Genomic DNA, 14,385 nt, shown 5'->3' with positions numbered 1-14,385 from the left:
GAAGTCAAGGTCCGCACCCCGCTGACCTGCGAGACCCGCTACGGCCTGTGTGCGAAGTGCTACGGCCGTGACCTCGGCCGCGGGTCGATGGTCAACGTCGGCGAAGCGGTCGGCGTGATCGCCGCGCAGTCGATCGGCGAGCCGGGCACCCAGCTGACAATGCGGACTTTCCACGTCGGGGGTGCGGCGTCGCGGGCGGCCGCCGCCAGCGGTGTCGAGGCCAAGTCGGCCGGTACCATCCGCTTTGCCGGCAACATCCGCTACGTCTCGAACGCCAAGGGCGAGAAGGTGGTCATCGCGCGTTCGGCCGAACTGGTCGTCGCCGACGATCTGGGTCGCGAGCGTGAGCGCCACAAGGTGCCGTACGGAGCGACCGTGCTGGTCGACGACGGCGCGGCGATCAAGGCGGGCACCAAGCTCGCCTCGTGGGATCCGCACACCCGTCCCATCGTGGTCGAGTACGGCGGCACGGTGAGGTTCGAGAACGTCGAAGAGGGCGTCACCGTCGCCAAGCAGATCGACGAGGTGACCGGCCTGTCGACCCTCGTGGTGATCGATTCCAAGCGGCGCAGCGCGACCGGTGCGGCCAAGGGCGTGCGCCCGCAGGTCAAGCTGCTCGACGAAAGCGGCGAAGAGGTCAAGATCCCCGGCACCGATCATGCCGTGGCCATCACCTTCCAGGTCGGTTCGCTGATCACGGTGAAGGACGGTCAGCAGGTCGGCGTTGGCGACGTGCTCGCGCGGATTCCGCAGGAGTCCGCGAAGACCCGTGACATCACGGGCGGTCTGCCGCGAGTGGCGGAGCTCTTCGAGGCCCGTTCGCCGAAGGATGCCGGGATGCTTGCCGAATACACCGGCACCGTTTCGTTCGGCAAGGAGACCAAGGGCAAGCAGCGCCTGGTCATCACCGAGCCCGACGGCATCGCGCACGAGTTCCTGATCCCGAAGGACAAGCACCTCATGGTCCACGACGGCCAAGTGGTCAACAAGGGCGAGCTGATCGTCGACGGTCCGGCCGATCCGCACGACATCCTGCGTCTGCAGGGGGTCAGCGCGCTCGCCCAGTACATCATCGACGAGGTGCAGGACGTCTATCGTCTGCAGGGCGTGAAGATCAACGACAAGCACATCGAGGTGATCGTCCGCCAGATGCTGCGTCGCGTGGTCATCACCGACTCGGGCAACACCCGCTTCATCCGCGAGGAACAGGTGGAGCGCTCCGAGGTGCTCGACGAGAACGACCGCATCGACGCCGAAGGCAAGCTGCCGGCGCAGTACGAGAACGTGCTGCTCGGCATCACCAAGGCCTCGCTGTCGACCGACTCCTTCATTTCCGCGGCCTCCTTCCAGGAGACCACCCGCGTCCTCACCGAGGCGGCGATCATGGGCAAGCGCGACGAGCTGCGCGGGCTGAAGGAAAACGTCATCGTCGGCCGCCTGATTCCGGCGGGCACCGGCCTCGCGTACCACCGCGCCCGGCGCGCGCAGGCGGCGGGCGAGGATCTGGGCCCGGGCCACGCCTGGGCGCCGGTCGAAACCGTGGAGTCGCAGCAGGACATCGAAGCGAGTTGACTTCTCCGTCGCTCTCGGACTAAACTCCGGCCTCTTTTTGTAGACTGACCAATCGCAGTCGGTCGCAGCCGGAATAAACCGCCCGAGGCGGCCCATGGCGGGCTGCCTCGGTTTTTTGGGAAATTCTCAAGCATGCCAACAATCAATCAGCTTGTCCGCAAGCCGCGCCAGAGTGAAGCCGTCAAGAACAACGTGCCCGCCCTGGAAGCTTGCCCGCAGAAGCGTGGCGTCTGCACCCGCGTGTATACGACCACCCCGAAGAAGCCGAACTCCGCGCTGCGGAAGGTCGCCAAGGTGCGCCTGACCAACGGCTTCGAGGTCATTTCCTACATCGGTGGTGAAGGCCACAACCTGCAGGAGCACTCCGTCGTCCTGATTCGTGGCGGTCGTGTGAAGGATCTGCCGGGTGTGCGTTACCACATCGTCCGCGGCTCGCTCGACCTTCAGGGCGTCAAGAACCGCAAGCAGTCGCGCTCCAAGTACGGCGCGAAGCGTCCGAAGAAAGCCTGATTGTCGGCCCCAGAATATTAGCGAGAGGTTGTTATGCCGCGTCGTCGTGAAGTACCCAAGCGCGAAGTCCTGCCGGATCCGAAGTTCGGTTCGCAGGACGTTTCCAAGTTCATCAACGTGATCATGCAGGCGGGCAAGAAGTCCGTCGCCGAACGCATCGTCTATGGTGCGTTCTCCCATATCACGACCAAGGCCAACAAGGATCCGCTCGAGGTCTTCTCGGCGGCGATCGCCAACGTGAAGCCGGTGGTCGAGGTCAAGAGCCGTCGCGTCGGTGGTGCCAACTACCAGGTGCCGGTCGAAGTGCGTCCGTCGCGCCGCATGGCGCTGTCGATGCGCTGGCTGCGCGAGGCCGCCCGCAAGCGTGCCGAGAAGTCGATGGCCCAGCGCCTCGCCGGCGAACTGCTCGAGGCCGCCGAAGGCCGCGGTTCGGCGATGAAGAAGCGCGAGGAAGTGCACCGGATGGCAGAGGCCAACAAGGCCTTCTCGCACTACCGTTTCTGATCTTCCGGAACGGTAGTACATCGAGCCCTGAGAAGGGCTCGTTTGTTTTTCCAAGGCAAATTTCTTATTCCTGCTGCATAAGCGGGAGCGACTGAAGGCAGGTACAACGTGGCTCGCAAGACTCCTATCGAGCGTTACCGCAACATCGGTATTTCCGCTCACATCGACGCCGGCAAAACGACTACGACCGAGCGCATTCTTTTCTACACCGGCATGAGCCACAAGCTCGGCGAAGTGCACGATGGCGCGGCGACGACCGACTGGATGGCGCAGGAGCAGGAGCGTGGCATCACGATCACCTCCGCGGCGGTGACCTGCTTCTGGAAGGGCATGGATCAGTCCTATCCGGAGCACCGCTTCAACATCATCGACACCCCGGGGCACGTCGACTTCACGATCGAGGTCGAGCGCTCGATGCGGGTGCTCGACGGTGCGTGCATGGTCTACTGCGCGGTCGGCGGCGTGCAGCCGCAGTCCGAGACCGTGTGGCGTCAGGCGACCAAGTACAAGGTCCCGCGTCTCGCCTTCGTGAACAAGATGGACCGTTCCGGCGCGAACTTCTTCAAGGTCGTCGAGCAGATGAAGACGCGCCTGAAGGCGAACCCGGTGCCGGTGGTGGTGCCGATCGGCGCCGAGGATAAGTTCGCCGGCGTCGTCGATCTGCTCGAGATGAAGGCGGTCCTGTGGGACGAGGCCTCGCAGGGCATGAAGTTCGAATACGGCGAGATCCCGGCTGAGCTCGTCGGCGTCGCCGAGGAGTGGCGCTCGAACATGGTCGAGGCCGCCGCCGAGGCAAATGAAGAGCTGATGAACAAGTACCTGGAAGAGGGCGACCTTTCCAAGGAAGAGATCGTCGCCGGCCTGCGCGCGCGTACCCTCGCGTGCGAGATCCAGCCGATGCTCTGCGGTACCGCGTTCAAGAACAAGGGCGTGCAGCGCATGCTCGACGCGGTCATCCAGTACCTGCCGTCGCCGATCGACATTCCGCCGGTTGCGGGCATCGACGACGACGAGAAGGAAGTGCTGCGCCACGCGCGGGACGACGAGAAGTTCTCGGCGCTTGCATTCAAGCTGATGACCGACCCCTTCGTTGGGCAGCTGACCTTCATTCGCGTCTATTCGGGCGTGCTCGAGTCCGGCTCCACCGTGCTCAACTCGATCAAGGGCAAGAAGGAGCGCATCGGCCGCCTGCTGCAGATGCACGCGAATGACCGCCTGGAGATCAAGGAAGTGCTCGCGGGCGACATCGCCGCGGTGGTGGGTCTGAAGGACGTGACCACCGGCGAAACCCTGTGCGACCTGAGCGCGCCGGTCATCCTTGAGCGCATGGTGTTCCCCGATCCGGTGATCCACGTCGCGGTCGAGCCGAAGACGAAGAGCGACCAGGAAAAGATGGGTATTGCGCTCAGCCGCCTGGCTGCCGAGGATCCCTCCTTCCGCGTGCGTACCGACGAGGAGTCGGGTCAGACGATCATCTCGGGCATGGGCGAACTGCACCTCGAGATCATCGTCGACCGGATGAGGCGCGAGTTCAACGTCGATGCCAACGTGGGCGCTCCGCAGGTCGCGTACCGCGAGACGATCCGCAAGGTTGCCAACGACGTTGAAGGCAAGTTCGTCAAGCAGTCGGGTGGTCGCGGCCAGTATGGCCACGTCGTCATCAACCTCGAGCCGGCCGAACAGGGCAAGGGCTACGAGTTCGTCGATGCGATCAAGGGCGGCGTGGTGCCGCGCGAGTACATCCCGGCGGTCGACAAGGGCATTCAGGACACCCTGAACAGCGGTATCCTCGCCGGCTTCCCGGTGGTCGACGTCAAGGTCACGCTGCAATTCGGTTCGTACCACGACGTCGACTCGAACGAGAACGCGTTCAAGATGGCCGGCTCGATGGCGTTCAAGGAAGCGATGCGCCGCGCCAGCCCGGTGCTGCTCGAGCCGATGATGGCAGTGGTCGTCGAGACCCCGGAAGACTACATGGGTAACGTCATGGGCGACCTCTCGGGTCGTCGCGGCATCGTCCAGGGCATGGACGACCTGCCGGGCGGCATGAAGGAAGTGAAGGCGGAGGTGCCGCTGGCCGAGATGTTCGGTTACGCTACGCAGCTGCGTTCGCTGACTCAGGGTCGTGCGTCGTACTCGATGGAATTCAAGCACTATGCGGAGGCCCCGAAGAGCGTGGCCGAAGCTGTGATCAGCAATCGCAAGTAAGTCAAGTCTATCTACGAGGATTAGCGAATATGGCTAAGGGTAAGTTCGAGCGGACCAAGCCGCACGTAAACGTCGGTACGATCGGTCACGTTGACCACGGCAAGACCACGCTGACGGCCGCGATCACCACGATCCTGTCGAAGAAGTTCGGCGGCGAGGCGAAGGGCTACGACGCGATCGACAGCGCCCCGGAAGAGAAGGCGCGCGGCATCACGATCAACACCTCGCACGTCGAGTACGAGACCGAGAGCCGCCACTATGCGCACGTCGACTGCCCGGGTCACGCCGACTACGTCAAGAACATGATCACCGGTGCGGCGCAGATGGACGGCGCGATCCTGGTGTGCTCGGCCGCTGACGGCCCGATGCCCCAGACCCGCGAGCACATCCTGCTGGCGCGTCAGGTGGGCGTGCCCTACATCATCGTCTTCCTGAACAAGTGCGACATGGTCGACGACGAGGAACTGCTCGAGCTGGTCGAGATGGAAGTGCGCGAGCTGCTCTCCAAGTACGACTTCCCGGGCGACGACGTGCCGATCGTCAAGGGTTCGGCGCTGAAGGCGCTCGAGGGCGACCAGTCGCCGATCGGCGAGCCGGCGATCCTGGAGCTGGCCGCGGCGCTGGACTCCTACATCCCGACTCCCGAGCGTGCGATCGACAAGCCCTTCCTGCTGCCGATCGAGGACGTGTTCTCGATCTCGGGTCGCGGCACCGTGGTGACCGGTCGGGTCGAGCGCGGCATCGTCAAGGTTGGCGACGAACTCGAGATCGTCGGCATCAAGGACACCGTCAAGACCACCTGCACCGGCGTGGAAATGTTCCGCAAGCTGCTGGACCAGGGTCAGGCGGGCGACAACGTCGGCGTGCTGCTGCGCGGCACCAAGCGTGAGGACGTGGAGCGCGGCCAGGTGCTGGTCAAGCCGGGTTCGATCAAGCCGCACACCCACTTCACCGGCGAGGTGTACGTGCTGTCGAAGGAAGAGGGTGGTCGTCACACCCCGTTCTTCAACAACTATCGTCCGCAGTTCTACTTCCGTACCACCGACGTGACCGGTTCGATCTCGCTGCCGGAAGGCGTCGAGATGGTGATGCCGGGCGACAACGTGTCGATGACGGTGAAGCTGATCGCTCCGATCGCCATGGAAGAAGGCCTGCGTTTCGCGATCCGCGAAGGCGGCCGCACCGTCGGCGCCGGCGTCGTCGCCAAGATCATCGAGTAATAGCTCCATCCGGGGTGGAGCCATGAGGTTCCGCCCGTTCGCTCTTTTCGCTCTTTAGGAATAGCCATGCAGAACCAGAAGATCCGCATCCGTCTGAAAGCCTTCGACTATCGCCTGATCGACCAGTCGGCGCTCGAGATCGTCGAGACCGCCAAGCGCACCGGCGCCGTGGTTCGTGGCCCGGTCCCGCTGCCGACGCGGATCGAGCGTTTCGACCTGCTGCGCTCGCCGCACGTGAACAAGTCGTCGCGCGACCAGATGGAAATCCGCACCCACCAGCGCCTGATGGACATCATCGACCCGACCGACAAGACCGTCGACGCACTGATGAAGCTCGATCTGCCGGCCGGCGTGGATGTGGAAATCAAGCTGCAGTAAGATTCAGCGCTTGCGGTAGGCTGAGAAGGGCCGGTATAATCCGGCCCTTGTGCTTTTTGGCGCAATTGTTCGTATGACCCCCGGTCAATCGCAACCGGGATTCAGGAGAAGAAAATGAGTCTAGGCCTTGTTGGGCGCAAGGTTGGCATGACTCGCATCTTCACCGAGGATGGCAGGTCCATCCCGGTGACGGTGCTTGACGTGTCCGACAACCGTGTGTCCCAGATCAAGACGACCGAAACCGACGGCTATGCCGCGGTCCAGGTCGCTTTCGGCAAGCGCCGTGCCAGCCGCATCACGCGGTCGGTGTCGGGGCATCTCGCGCAGGCTGGCGTCGAGCCCTGCCGTGGTTTCAAGGAATTCCGTGTCGATGCCGAGCAGCTCGCGAGCCTGAAGGCTGGCGACGTTGTCGGTGTCGATCTCTTCGCTGCGGGTCAGAGCGTCGACGTCACCGGCACCACGATCGGTAAGGGGTTTTCTGGCGCGATCAAGCGTCACAACTTCTCGTCGCAGCGCGCTTCGCACGGTAACTCGATCTCGCACAACTCTGCCGGTTCGATCGGCATGGCGCAGGATCCGGGTCGTGTGTTCCCGGGCAAGAAGATGGCGGGCCAGTACGGCGCCGTGCAACGTACCGTCCAGGGTCTGGAAGTGGTGCGCGTGGACGTCGAGCGTCAGCTGCTTCTGCTCAAGGGTGCCGTCCCCGGTGCCAAGGGCGGCGACGTGATCGTCCGTCCGGCGGTCAAGGCGTAAGGAGCGAAGGCGCAATGGAACTGAAACTCTTGAACGACCAGGGGCAGTCCGCGTCGACGCTGCAGGCGTCCGACGTGCTCTTCGGTCGAGATTACAACGAAGCGCTGGTGCATCAGGTCGTTACCGCCTATCTGGCGAACGCCCGCTCCGGCAACCGTGCCCAGAAGGGCCGCTCCGAGGTGGCCAAGTCCACCCGCAAGCCGTTCCGCCAGAAGGGCACGGGCAACGCTCGTGCCGGTATGGCGTCGAGCCCGCTGTGGCGTGGGGGCGGCAAGATCTTCCCGAACAAGCCCGACGAGAACTTCAGTCAGAAGGTCAACCGCAAGATGTACCGCGCCGGCGTGGCGACGATTCTGTCGCAGCTCGCCCGTGAAGGTCGCATCTCGGTGATCGAGGATCTGAGCGTCGATGCGCCGAAGACCCGCCTGCTTGCGCAGAAGCTCAAGGGCATGGGGCTGGATTCGGTGCTGGTGATCACTCACGAGCTGGACGAGAACCTCTTCCTGTCGTCGCGCAACCTGCACAACGTGCTGGTGCTTGACGTGCAGGAGGCCGATCCGGTGTCGCTGGTCCGCTTCCCCCAGGTGCTCGTCACCAAGGGTGCGCTGGCGAAGATGGAGGAAGCGTGGCAATGAGCGCGTACACTCAGGAGCGTCTGCTGCAGGTGCTGCTCGCCCCGCAGATCTCGGAAAAGGCGACTTTCATCGCCGACAAGAACGAACAGGTTGTGTTCCGCGTCGCCCCCGATGCGACCAAGCCCGAAGTGAAGGCGGCCGTTGAGCTGCTGTTCAAGGTCGAGGTCGAGTCCGTGCAGGTCGCGAACGTGAAGGGCAAGGTCAAGCGCTTCGGCCGCGGCATGGGTCGTCGCAAGGACTGGAAGAAGGCGTTCGTCTGCCTCAAGCCCGGCCAGGAAATCAACTTTGCGGCTGGGGAGTGATAAGTCATGGCACTGGTAAAAGTTAAGCCCACCTCGGCCGGCCGTCGCGCCCAGGTCAAGGTGGTGAGTCCCGACCTGTACAAGGGCCGTCCGGTCGCTTCGCTGGTCGAGAAGAAGTCGAAGAACGCTGGTCGCAACAATCACGGCCGCATCACCGTGCGTCACCAGGGCGGCGGTCACAAGCAGCACTACCGCCTGGTCGATTTCCGTCGCAATAAGGACGGTATCCCGGCGAAGGTCGAGCGCATCGAGTACGACCCGAACCGCTCTGCCCACCTGGCGCTGCTGTGCTACGCCGACGGCGAGCGCCGCTACATCATCGCGCCGCGCGGCCTCGAGGTCGGTGCGCAGGTGATCAGCGGCTCGGAAGCGCCGATCAAGGCGGGCAACGCCCTGCCGATCCGCAACATTCCGGTCGGCTCGACCATCCACTGCATCGAGATGATGCCGGGCAAGGGTGCGCAGATCGCGCGCGCCGCCGGTACCTCGGTCCAGCTGCTGGCGCGCGAAGGCTCCTACGCTCAGCTCCGCCTGCGCTCCGGCGAAATCCGCCGGGTGCACGTCGAGTGCCGCGCCACCATCGGCGAGGTCGGCAACGGCGAGCATGGCCTGCGCAAGATCGGCAAGGCCGGTGCGAACCGCTGGCGCGGCATCCGTCCGACCGTTCGCGGCGTCGCGATGAACCCGGTCGATCACCCGCACGGCGGCGGCGAAGGTCGCACCGGCGAGGCGCGCGAGCCGGTCAGTCCGTGGGGTACGCCGAGCAAGGGCTTCCGCACCCGTCGCAACAAGCGCACGGACAACATGATCGTGCAGCGTCGGCACAAGCGTTAAGGGGTAACAGATGGCACGCTCTATCAAGAAAGGCCCGTTCATCGACGCGCATCTCCTGAAAAGGATCGACGCCGTGCGGGCAAGCAACGACAAGCGCCCGGTCAAGACCTGGTCGCGCCGCTCCACCGTGCTGCCGGACTTCGTCGGTCTGACGATCGCGGTCCATAACGGCCGTCAGCACATTCCGGTGTACGTGACCGAGAACATGGTCGGTCACAAGCTTGGTGAATTCGCGCTGACGCGGACCTTCAAGGGTCACGCCGCCAGCAAGAAGGCCAAGCGCTAAGGAGGCATCATGGAAACCAAAGCAATTCTCCGTGGTGTTCGCCTGTCGGCCCAGAAAGGCCGCCTGATCGCCGATCAGGTGCGCGGCAAGCCGGTCGAGCAGGCGCTCAACATCCTGGCCTTCTCGCCCAAGAAGGGCGCGAAGATCGTCCGCAAGGTGGTCGAGTCCGCGATCGCGAACGCCGAGCACAACGACGGCGCCGATATCGACACCCTGAAGGTGAAGACCATTCACGTCGAAGAAGGCATGACGCTCAAGCGCTTCACCGCGCGGGCGAAGGGTCGTGGCAACCGCATCCACAAGCCCACCTGCCACATCTTCGTGTCCGTTGGCGAGTAAGGAGTAGAAATGGGTCAGAAAATTCATCCCACCGGCTTCCGTCTCGCCGTCACGCGTGATTGGTCGTCGCGTTGGTTCGCGCCCAGCCGCGAGTTCGCGACGATGCTGCACGAGGATCTGAAGGTTCGCGAGTTCCTCAAGAAGCGCCTCGCGCACGCCTCGATCTCGCGCGTGATCATCGAGCGTCCGGCCAAGAACGCCCGCATCACCCTGTTCAGCGCCCGTCCCGGCGTCGTCATCGGCAAGAAGGGCGAGGACATCGAGTCCCTCAAGCGCGAGCTGCAGAAGATCGTGCGCGTGCCGGTGCACGTGAACATCGAGGAAGTGCGCAAGCCCGAAGTCGATGCCAAGCTGATCGCCGATTCGATCGCGCAGCAGCTTGAAAAGCGGATCATGTTCCGTCGCGCGATGAAGCGTGCGATGCAGAACGCGATGCGTCTGGGTGCCCAGGGCATCAAGATCATGAGCTCGGGCCGCCTGAACGGTGCCGAGATTGCGCGTACCGAGTGGTATCGCGAAGGTCGCGTGCCGCTGCACACCCTGCGGGCGAACATCGATTACGGTGTTGCCGAGGCGCAGACGACGTACGGGATCATCGGTATCAAGGTCTGGGTGTTCAAGGGTGACATGCTGGGTCGCAACGAGCGTCCGGTTGCAGCTGAGCCCGAAGCCGACAACCGTCGCGGTCGTCGCGGCGCACCGCGTGACGGCGAGGGTCGTCCCGGCCGTCGTCCGGCTCGCCGCGGCGAAGGCCGGCAAGAAGAAAGCAGGAGTGAATGATGCTGCAGCCGACTAGAAGGAAGTATCGTAAGGAGCAGAAGGGCCGCAACACCGGGCTCGCGACGCGCGGTGCCAAGGTCAGCTTCGGCGAGTACGGTCTGAAGGCGGTCGGCCGCGGCCGTCTCACCGCTCGCCAGATCGAATCCGCTCGTCGTGCCATGACGCGTCACATCAAGCGCGGTGGCCGCATCTGGATCCGGATTTTCCCGGACAAGCCGATCTCGAAGAAGCCGGCTGAAGTGCGGATGGGTAACGGCAAGGGCAATCCCGAGTACTGGGTCGCAGAGATCCAGCCGGGCAAGGTGCTCTACGAAATGGACGGCGTCGATGAAGCGCTCGCCCGTGAAGCTTTCCGGCTCGCCGCCGCGAAGCTTCCGCTCGAGACCGTGTTCGTGACCCGCCATATTGGGGGTTGAGTATGAAAGCTAGTGAACTCCGCGCGAAGAGTGCGAGTGAGTTGGATCAGGAGTTGCTTGAGTTGCTGAAGGCGCAGTTCTCGCTGCGCATGCAGCTTGCGACGCAGCAGCTCGGCAACACGAGTCAAATCGGAAAGGTTCGTCGCGACATCGCACGCGTGCGCACCATTCTGCGCGAGAAGGCGGGTCAGCAATGAGCGAGCAGGATCAGAAAGTTCGTCGCGCCCTGGTCGGGCGTGTGGTGAGCGACAAGATGGACAAGACGGTTACCGTTCTGGTCGAGAGCCGGGTCAAGCATCCGCTCTACGGCAAGTACATCACCCGCTCGGCCAAGTACCACGCGCACAACGAGGACAACACGGCCAAGGATGGCGATCTCGTCGAGATCGAGGAATGCCGTCCGATGTCGCGCACCAAGAGCTGGCGCGTGGCGAAGGTGGTGGAACAGGCCCGCGTCATCTGATCGCAGGTTCTGGTAGTTTTTCGTGAAAACAGCTTGGCACTAACGTGCCAGGCTGTTATACTTTTGCCTCTTTGCTCCGGGGCTCGCTCGGGGCAACCTATCCCTGACGGGTTCCAAGACTGACCGCAAAGCGGGTTAAGTTGGAGATAAATTCATGATTCAAATGCAGTCCAAACTGGACGTCGCCGACAATACCGGCGCGCGCTCGGTGATGTGCATCAAGGTCCTGGGTGGGTCGAAGCGCCGTTATGCCGGCGTGGGCGACATCATCAAGGTCACCGTCAAGGATGCCGCGCCGCGTGGTCGCGTCAAGAAGGGTGATGTCTACAACGCCGTGGTGGTTCGTACCGCCAAGGGCGTTCGTCGTCCCGACGGCTCGCTGGTCAAGTTCGACAACAACGCGGCCGTGCTCCTGAACAACAAGCTCGAGCCCATCGGTACCCGCATCTTCGGGCCGGTCACGCGTGAGCTGCGCACCGAGCGGTTCATGAAGATCGTCTCGCTGGCGCCCGAAGTGCTCTGAGGAGTCGCACAGAGATGAACAAGATCCGTAAAGGTGACGAAGTGGTCGTTACGACCGGCAAGGATCGCGGTCGCCGCGGTACCGTCCTGCGCCGCGTCGACGCCGAGTACGTCGTGGTCGAGGGTGTCAATCGGGCGAAGAAGCACGTGCGTCCGAACCCGATGAAGGGTGAGGTGGGCGGCATCGTCGAGAAGGACATGCCGATCCATGTTTCGAACATCGCGCTGTTCAATCCCGCGACCCAGATGGGTGATCGCGTCGGGATCAAGGTGCTTGAGGACGGCCGCAAGGTCCGCTTCTTCAAGTCGAACGGCGAGCTGCTGGACGCCTAAGGAGTGACGATGGCTCGCTTGAAAGAAGTTTACAAGGACGTCGTGGCCCCCGAGCTGCAGAAGCAGTTCGGCTACAAGTCCGTGATGGAAGTGCCGCGCATCACCAAGATCACCCTCAACATGGGTGTCGGTGAGGCTGTCGGCGACAAGAAGATTCTCGAGAATGCGCTCGGCGACATGACCAAGATCGCCGGTCAGAAGCCCGTGACGACGAAGGCTCGCAAGTCGATCGCCGGCTTCAAGATTCGTGACGGCTATCCGATCGGCTGCATGGTCACGCTGCGCGGTCCGCGCATGTTCGAGTTCCTGGACCGCCTGATCACCATCGCCCTGCCGCGCGTGCGCGACTTCCGCGGGATCGCCTCCAAGGGCTTCGATGGTCGTGGCAATTACAACCTCGGCGTGAAAGAGCAGATCATCTTCCCGGAAATCGAGTACGACAAGATCGACGCGCTCCGCGGGATGAACATCTCCATCACGACGACGGCCAAGACCGACGCTGAAGCCCGGGCCCTGCTCGGTGCGTTCAAGTTCCCGTTCAAGAATTGAGGGTGATATGGCGAAACTCGCTCTGATCAACCGCGAAGAGAAGCGTCGCAAGCTGGCCGACAAGTATGCCGCCAAGCGCGCCGCGCTCGTTGCGCAGGTCAATGACACCACGCTGTCGGACGAAGAGCGCATGAGTGCGCGTCTGGCGCTTCAGCAACTGCCGCGCAATGCCAATCCGACTCGCCAGCGCAACCGCTGCAGTCTGACGGGCCGTCCGCGTGGCGTCTTCCGCAAATTCGGTCTGTGCCGCAACAAACTGCGCGAAATGGCGTTTCGCGGTGAAGTGCCTGGCATGACCAAGGCGAGCTGGTAAGGAGAATTCGAATATGAGTATGTCCGATCCGATCGCCGACATGCTGACTCGCATCCGCAACGGCCAACAGGCCCAGAAGGCGAGCGTCAGCATGCCTTCGTCCAAGCTCAAGGTCGCAATTGCGAAGGTGCTGCAGGACGAAGGCTATATCGATGGATTTTCGGTGCGTGAAGAGGGTGGCAAGCCCGCTCTCGACGTCGCGCTGAAGTACTACGCCGGCCGCCCCGTGATTGAGCGCATCGAGCGCGTCAGTCGCCCCGGCCTCCGTGTGTACAAGGGTAGTGATGACCTGCCGCGCGTGATGAACGGGCTGGGTGTTGCCATCGTGTCGACGCCGCGCGGCGTGATGACCGATCGCGCAGCCCGTGCCGGCCGCGTCGGTGGCGAAGTCATCTGCCTGGTCGCGTGAGGGGGATTGCAATGTCTCGTGTAGCAAAGAATCCGATCGCGATCCCGGCGGGTGTCGACATCGTCATCTCCGAGACCGAAGTTGCGGTCAAGGGACCGCTGGGCGCGATGCGTCAGCCCCTGAGCGACGCGGTCACCGTGGAGCGCGACGGCGATACCCTCGTGTGCAAGGCACGTGAAGGCGCGGTCAACGCCAACGCGATGTCGGGCACCGTGCGTGCGCTGCTGAACAACATGGTCACCGGCGTCTCCAAGGGGTTCGAGCGCAAGCTGAACCTGGTGGGCGTGGGCTACCGTGCGCAAGCGCAGGGTGACAAGCTGAATCTTTCGCTGGGCTTCTCTCACCCGGTGGTGCATCAGATGCCCGCCGGTGTGAAGGTTGAGACGCCCACCCAGACCGAAGTCGTGATCAAGGGCATCGACAAGCAACAGGTCGGCCAGGTCGCAGCCGAGGTGCGGGCCTACCGCTCTCCCGAACCCTACAAGGGCAAGGGCGTCCGCTACGCGGACGAGGTGGTGGTGCTCAAGGAAACCAAGAAGAAGTAAGGCGGTTCGTCATGGACAAGAAAGAAACTCGTCTTCGCCGTGCGCGCAAAACTCGCGCCAAGATCGCGGAGCTCAAGGCGGTGCGCCTCACTGTGTTCCGTTCCAACTGCCACATCTACGCCCAGGTGATCTCGGGTTGCGGCTCGCGCGTTCTCGCTGCGGCCTCGACGGTCGAGCCGGATGTGCGCACCCAGGTGGGCAACGGCGGCAACAAGGCTGCGGCCGAAGTGGTCGGCAAGCTGATCGCCGAGCGCGCCAAGGCTGCGGGCATCGAGCAGGTCGCTTTCGATCGCTCCGGTTTCCTGTTCCACGGTCGCGTCAAGGCGCTGGCCGAGGCTGCCCGCGAAGGCGGTCTTAAGTTCTAAGCGAGGATTCGAATGGCTAAGCAGCAAAACAAACGCGCGCAGGCCTCCGAGGAGCGCGACGACGGCCTTCGCGAGAAAATGGTCGCGATCAATCGCGTGACCAAGGTCGTGAAGGGTGGTCGTATTCTCGGTTTCGCCGCGCTGACCGT

General features: G+C 63.4%; 22 protein-coding genes and 2 pseudogenes. All 24 read left to right on the top strand.

All coding sequences use genetic code 11. The features are described 5' to 3' along the window. A pseudogene (locus BB334_RS10895) lies at nucleotides 1–1,572 on the top strand (DNA-directed RNA polymerase subunit beta'); the annotation flags it as partial. Nucleotides 1,573–1,704: 132 nt separating this feature from the next. Beyond that, nucleotides 1,705–2,082, top strand: a complete 378-nt coding sequence (gene rpsL, locus BB334_RS10890; protein ID WP_068808460.1) for a 30S ribosomal protein S12 — start codon at nucleotides 1,705–1,707, stop codon at nucleotides 2,080–2,082. Between the two features lie 33 nt (nucleotides 2,083–2,115). Then, entirely contained in the window at nucleotides 2,116–2,586 is a 471-nt protein-coding gene (rpsG, locus tag BB334_RS10885; RefSeq protein WP_068808458.1) for a 30S ribosomal protein S7, read from the top strand. 108 nt (nucleotides 2,587–2,694) lie between these two features. Further along, nucleotides 2,695–4,794, top strand: a complete 2,100-nt coding sequence (fusA, locus tag BB334_RS10880) for an elongation factor G (RefSeq protein ID WP_068808457.1) — start codon at nucleotides 2,695–2,697, stop codon at nucleotides 4,792–4,794. Between the two features lie 29 nt (nucleotides 4,795–4,823). Beyond that, nucleotides 4,824–6,014 (top strand): elongation factor Tu, encoded by a 1,191-nt coding sequence (gene tuf / locus BB334_RS10875; RefSeq protein WP_068808454.1) that lies wholly within the window; start codon nucleotides 4,824–4,826, stop codon nucleotides 6,012–6,014. A gap of 66 nt (nucleotides 6,015–6,080) precedes the next feature. Continuing rightward, entirely contained in the window at nucleotides 6,081–6,392 is a 312-nt protein-coding gene (rpsJ, locus tag BB334_RS10870) for a 30S ribosomal protein S10 (protein ID WP_004258173.1), read from the top strand. Between the two features lie 114 nt (nucleotides 6,393–6,506). Beyond that, on the top strand, nucleotides 6,507–7,145 hold the full coding sequence (gene rplC / locus BB334_RS10865) for a 50S ribosomal protein L3 (protein ID WP_068808451.1): 639 nt from the start codon (nucleotides 6,507–6,509) through the stop codon (nucleotides 7,143–7,145). A 14-nt stretch (nucleotides 7,146–7,159) separates the two neighbouring features. Beyond that, complete coding sequence (gene rplD / locus BB334_RS10860) at nucleotides 7,160–7,780, top strand: 50S ribosomal protein L4 (RefSeq protein WP_068808448.1); 621 nt, start codon at nucleotides 7,160–7,162, stop codon at nucleotides 7,778–7,780. Continuing rightward, on the top strand, nucleotides 7,777–8,082 hold the full coding sequence (rplW, locus tag BB334_RS10855; RefSeq protein WP_068808445.1) for a 50S ribosomal protein L23: 306 nt from the start codon (nucleotides 7,777–7,779) through the stop codon (nucleotides 8,080–8,082). Before rplD ends, rplW begins: the two co-directional genes overlap by 4 nt. A gap of 6 nt (nucleotides 8,083–8,088) precedes the next feature. Next, nucleotides 8,089–8,916, top strand: a complete 828-nt coding sequence (rplB, locus tag BB334_RS10850; RefSeq protein ID WP_068808442.1) for a 50S ribosomal protein L2 — start codon at nucleotides 8,089–8,091, stop codon at nucleotides 8,914–8,916. Between the two features lie 10 nt (nucleotides 8,917–8,926). Then, nucleotides 8,927–9,202: a 30S ribosomal protein S19 gene (gene rpsS / locus BB334_RS10845; protein WP_068808440.1), complete on the top strand. Its 276-nt coding sequence runs from the start codon at nucleotides 8,927–8,929 to the stop codon at nucleotides 9,200–9,202. Between the two features lie 9 nt (nucleotides 9,203–9,211). After that, a complete protein-coding gene (gene rplV, locus BB334_RS10840) occupies nucleotides 9,212–9,541 on the top strand; it encodes a 50S ribosomal protein L22 (RefSeq protein ID WP_068808436.1) in 330 nt (109 codons plus the stop codon). A 9-nt stretch (nucleotides 9,542–9,550) separates the two neighbouring features. Then, entirely contained in the window at nucleotides 9,551–10,321 is a 771-nt protein-coding gene (gene rpsC, locus BB334_RS10835; RefSeq protein WP_068808433.1) for a 30S ribosomal protein S3, read from the top strand. Then, entirely contained in the window at nucleotides 10,321–10,737 is a 417-nt protein-coding gene (gene rplP / locus BB334_RS10830; RefSeq protein ID WP_068808431.1) for a 50S ribosomal protein L16, read from the top strand. Before rpsC ends, rplP begins: the two co-directional genes overlap by 1 nt. A 2-nt stretch (nucleotides 10,738–10,739) precedes the next feature. Then, the gene (gene rpmC, locus BB334_RS10825; RefSeq protein ID WP_068808428.1) at nucleotides 10,740–10,934 is read left to right on the top strand and encodes a 50S ribosomal protein L29; all 195 of its coding nucleotides are present in this window, start codon (nucleotides 10,740–10,742) and stop codon (nucleotides 10,932–10,934) included. Next, nucleotides 10,931–11,200: a 30S ribosomal protein S17 gene (rpsQ, locus tag BB334_RS10820; RefSeq protein WP_068808425.1), complete on the top strand. Its 270-nt coding sequence runs from the start codon at nucleotides 10,931–10,933 to the stop codon at nucleotides 11,198–11,200. Before rpmC ends, rpsQ begins: the two co-directional genes overlap by 4 nt. A 154-nt stretch (nucleotides 11,201–11,354) precedes the next feature. Beyond that, a complete protein-coding gene (rplN, locus tag BB334_RS10815) occupies nucleotides 11,355–11,723 on the top strand; it encodes a 50S ribosomal protein L14 (protein ID WP_068808422.1) in 369 nt (122 codons plus the stop codon). 14 nt (nucleotides 11,724–11,737) lie between these two features. Beyond that, nucleotides 11,738–12,055, top strand: coding sequence for a 50S ribosomal protein L24 (gene rplX / locus BB334_RS10810; protein ID WP_068808419.1), 318 nt, complete (start codon nucleotides 11,738–11,740; stop codon nucleotides 12,053–12,055). Nucleotides 12,056–12,064: 9 nt separating this feature from the next. Further along, nucleotides 12,065–12,604 carry a 50S ribosomal protein L5 gene (rplE, locus tag BB334_RS10805; protein ID WP_068808416.1) on the top strand — a complete coding sequence of 180 codons (540 nt, stop codon included), beginning with the start codon at nucleotides 12,065–12,067 and terminating at the stop codon, nucleotides 12,602–12,604. A gap of 7 nt (nucleotides 12,605–12,611) precedes the next feature. Next, entirely contained in the window at nucleotides 12,612–12,917 is a 306-nt protein-coding gene (gene rpsN / locus BB334_RS10800) for a 30S ribosomal protein S14 (RefSeq protein ID WP_068808413.1), read from the top strand. A gap of 13 nt (nucleotides 12,918–12,930) precedes the next feature. Then, nucleotides 12,931–13,326: a 30S ribosomal protein S8 gene (rpsH, locus tag BB334_RS10795; protein ID WP_068808410.1), complete on the top strand. Its 396-nt coding sequence runs from the start codon at nucleotides 12,931–12,933 to the stop codon at nucleotides 13,324–13,326. A gap of 11 nt (nucleotides 13,327–13,337) precedes the next feature. Further along, the gene (gene rplF / locus BB334_RS10790; protein WP_068808407.1) at nucleotides 13,338–13,871 is read left to right on the top strand and encodes a 50S ribosomal protein L6; all 534 of its coding nucleotides are present in this window, start codon (nucleotides 13,338–13,340) and stop codon (nucleotides 13,869–13,871) included. Nucleotides 13,872–13,882: 11 nt separating this feature from the next. Continuing rightward, on the top strand, nucleotides 13,883–14,236 hold the full coding sequence (gene rplR / locus BB334_RS10785; protein ID WP_068808405.1) for a 50S ribosomal protein L18: 354 nt from the start codon (nucleotides 13,883–13,885) through the stop codon (nucleotides 14,234–14,236). A 12-nt stretch (nucleotides 14,237–14,248) separates the two neighbouring features. After that, nucleotides 14,249–14,385 (top strand): annotated as a pseudogene (locus BB334_RS17615) (30S ribosomal protein S5); the annotation flags it as partial.

The sequence above is a fragment of the Thauera phenolivorans genome (assembly GCF_001696715.1).
Taxonomy (GTDB): domain Bacteria; phylum Pseudomonadota; class Gammaproteobacteria; order Burkholderiales; family Rhodocyclaceae; genus Thauera; species Thauera phenolivorans.
The sequence above is the reverse complement of the archived record's forward strand: the minus strand, read 5'-3'. Positions and strand labels throughout refer to the sequence as shown.

Coding starts and splice junctions, on each gene's coding strand:
- rpsL (WP_068808460.1), top strand. CDS start 1,705: ATGCCAACAATCAATCAGCTTGTCCGCAAGCCGCGCCAGAGTGAAGCC.
- rpsG (WP_068808458.1), top strand. CDS start 2,116: ATGCCGCGTCGTCGTGAAGTACCCAAGCGCGAAGTCCTGCCGGATCCG.
- tuf (WP_068808454.1), top strand. CDS start 4,824: ATGGCTAAGGGTAAGTTCGAGCGGACCAAGCCGCACGTAAACGTCGGT.
- rpsJ (WP_004258173.1), top strand. CDS start 6,081: ATGCAGAACCAGAAGATCCGCATCCGTCTGAAAGCCTTCGACTATCGC.
- rplC (WP_068808451.1), top strand. CDS start 6,507: ATGAGTCTAGGCCTTGTTGGGCGCAAGGTTGGCATGACTCGCATCTTC.
- rplD (WP_068808448.1), top strand. CDS start 7,160: ATGGAACTGAAACTCTTGAACGACCAGGGGCAGTCCGCGTCGACGCTG.
- rplW (WP_068808445.1), top strand. CDS start 7,777: ATGAGCGCGTACACTCAGGAGCGTCTGCTGCAGGTGCTGCTCGCCCCG.
- rplB (WP_068808442.1), top strand. CDS start 8,089: ATGGCACTGGTAAAAGTTAAGCCCACCTCGGCCGGCCGTCGCGCCCAG.
- rpsS (WP_068808440.1), top strand. CDS start 8,927: ATGGCACGCTCTATCAAGAAAGGCCCGTTCATCGACGCGCATCTCCTG.
- rplV (WP_068808436.1), top strand. CDS start 9,212: ATGGAAACCAAAGCAATTCTCCGTGGTGTTCGCCTGTCGGCCCAGAAA.
- rpsC (WP_068808433.1), top strand. CDS start 9,551: ATGGGTCAGAAAATTCATCCCACCGGCTTCCGTCTCGCCGTCACGCGT.
- rplP (WP_068808431.1), top strand. CDS start 10,321: ATGCTGCAGCCGACTAGAAGGAAGTATCGTAAGGAGCAGAAGGGCCGC.
- rpmC (WP_068808428.1), top strand. CDS start 10,740: ATGAAAGCTAGTGAACTCCGCGCGAAGAGTGCGAGTGAGTTGGATCAG.
- rpsQ (WP_068808425.1), top strand. CDS start 10,931: ATGAGCGAGCAGGATCAGAAAGTTCGTCGCGCCCTGGTCGGGCGTGTG.
- rplN (WP_068808422.1), top strand. CDS start 11,355: ATGATTCAAATGCAGTCCAAACTGGACGTCGCCGACAATACCGGCGCG.
- rplX (WP_068808419.1), top strand. CDS start 11,738: ATGAACAAGATCCGTAAAGGTGACGAAGTGGTCGTTACGACCGGCAAG.
- rplE (WP_068808416.1), top strand. CDS start 12,065: ATGGCTCGCTTGAAAGAAGTTTACAAGGACGTCGTGGCCCCCGAGCTG.
- rpsN (WP_068808413.1), top strand. CDS start 12,612: ATGGCGAAACTCGCTCTGATCAACCGCGAAGAGAAGCGTCGCAAGCTG.
- rpsH (WP_068808410.1), top strand. CDS start 12,931: ATGAGTATGTCCGATCCGATCGCCGACATGCTGACTCGCATCCGCAAC.
- rplF (WP_068808407.1), top strand. CDS start 13,338: ATGTCTCGTGTAGCAAAGAATCCGATCGCGATCCCGGCGGGTGTCGAC.
- rplR (WP_068808405.1), top strand. CDS start 13,883: ATGGACAAGAAAGAAACTCGTCTTCGCCGTGCGCGCAAAACTCGCGCC.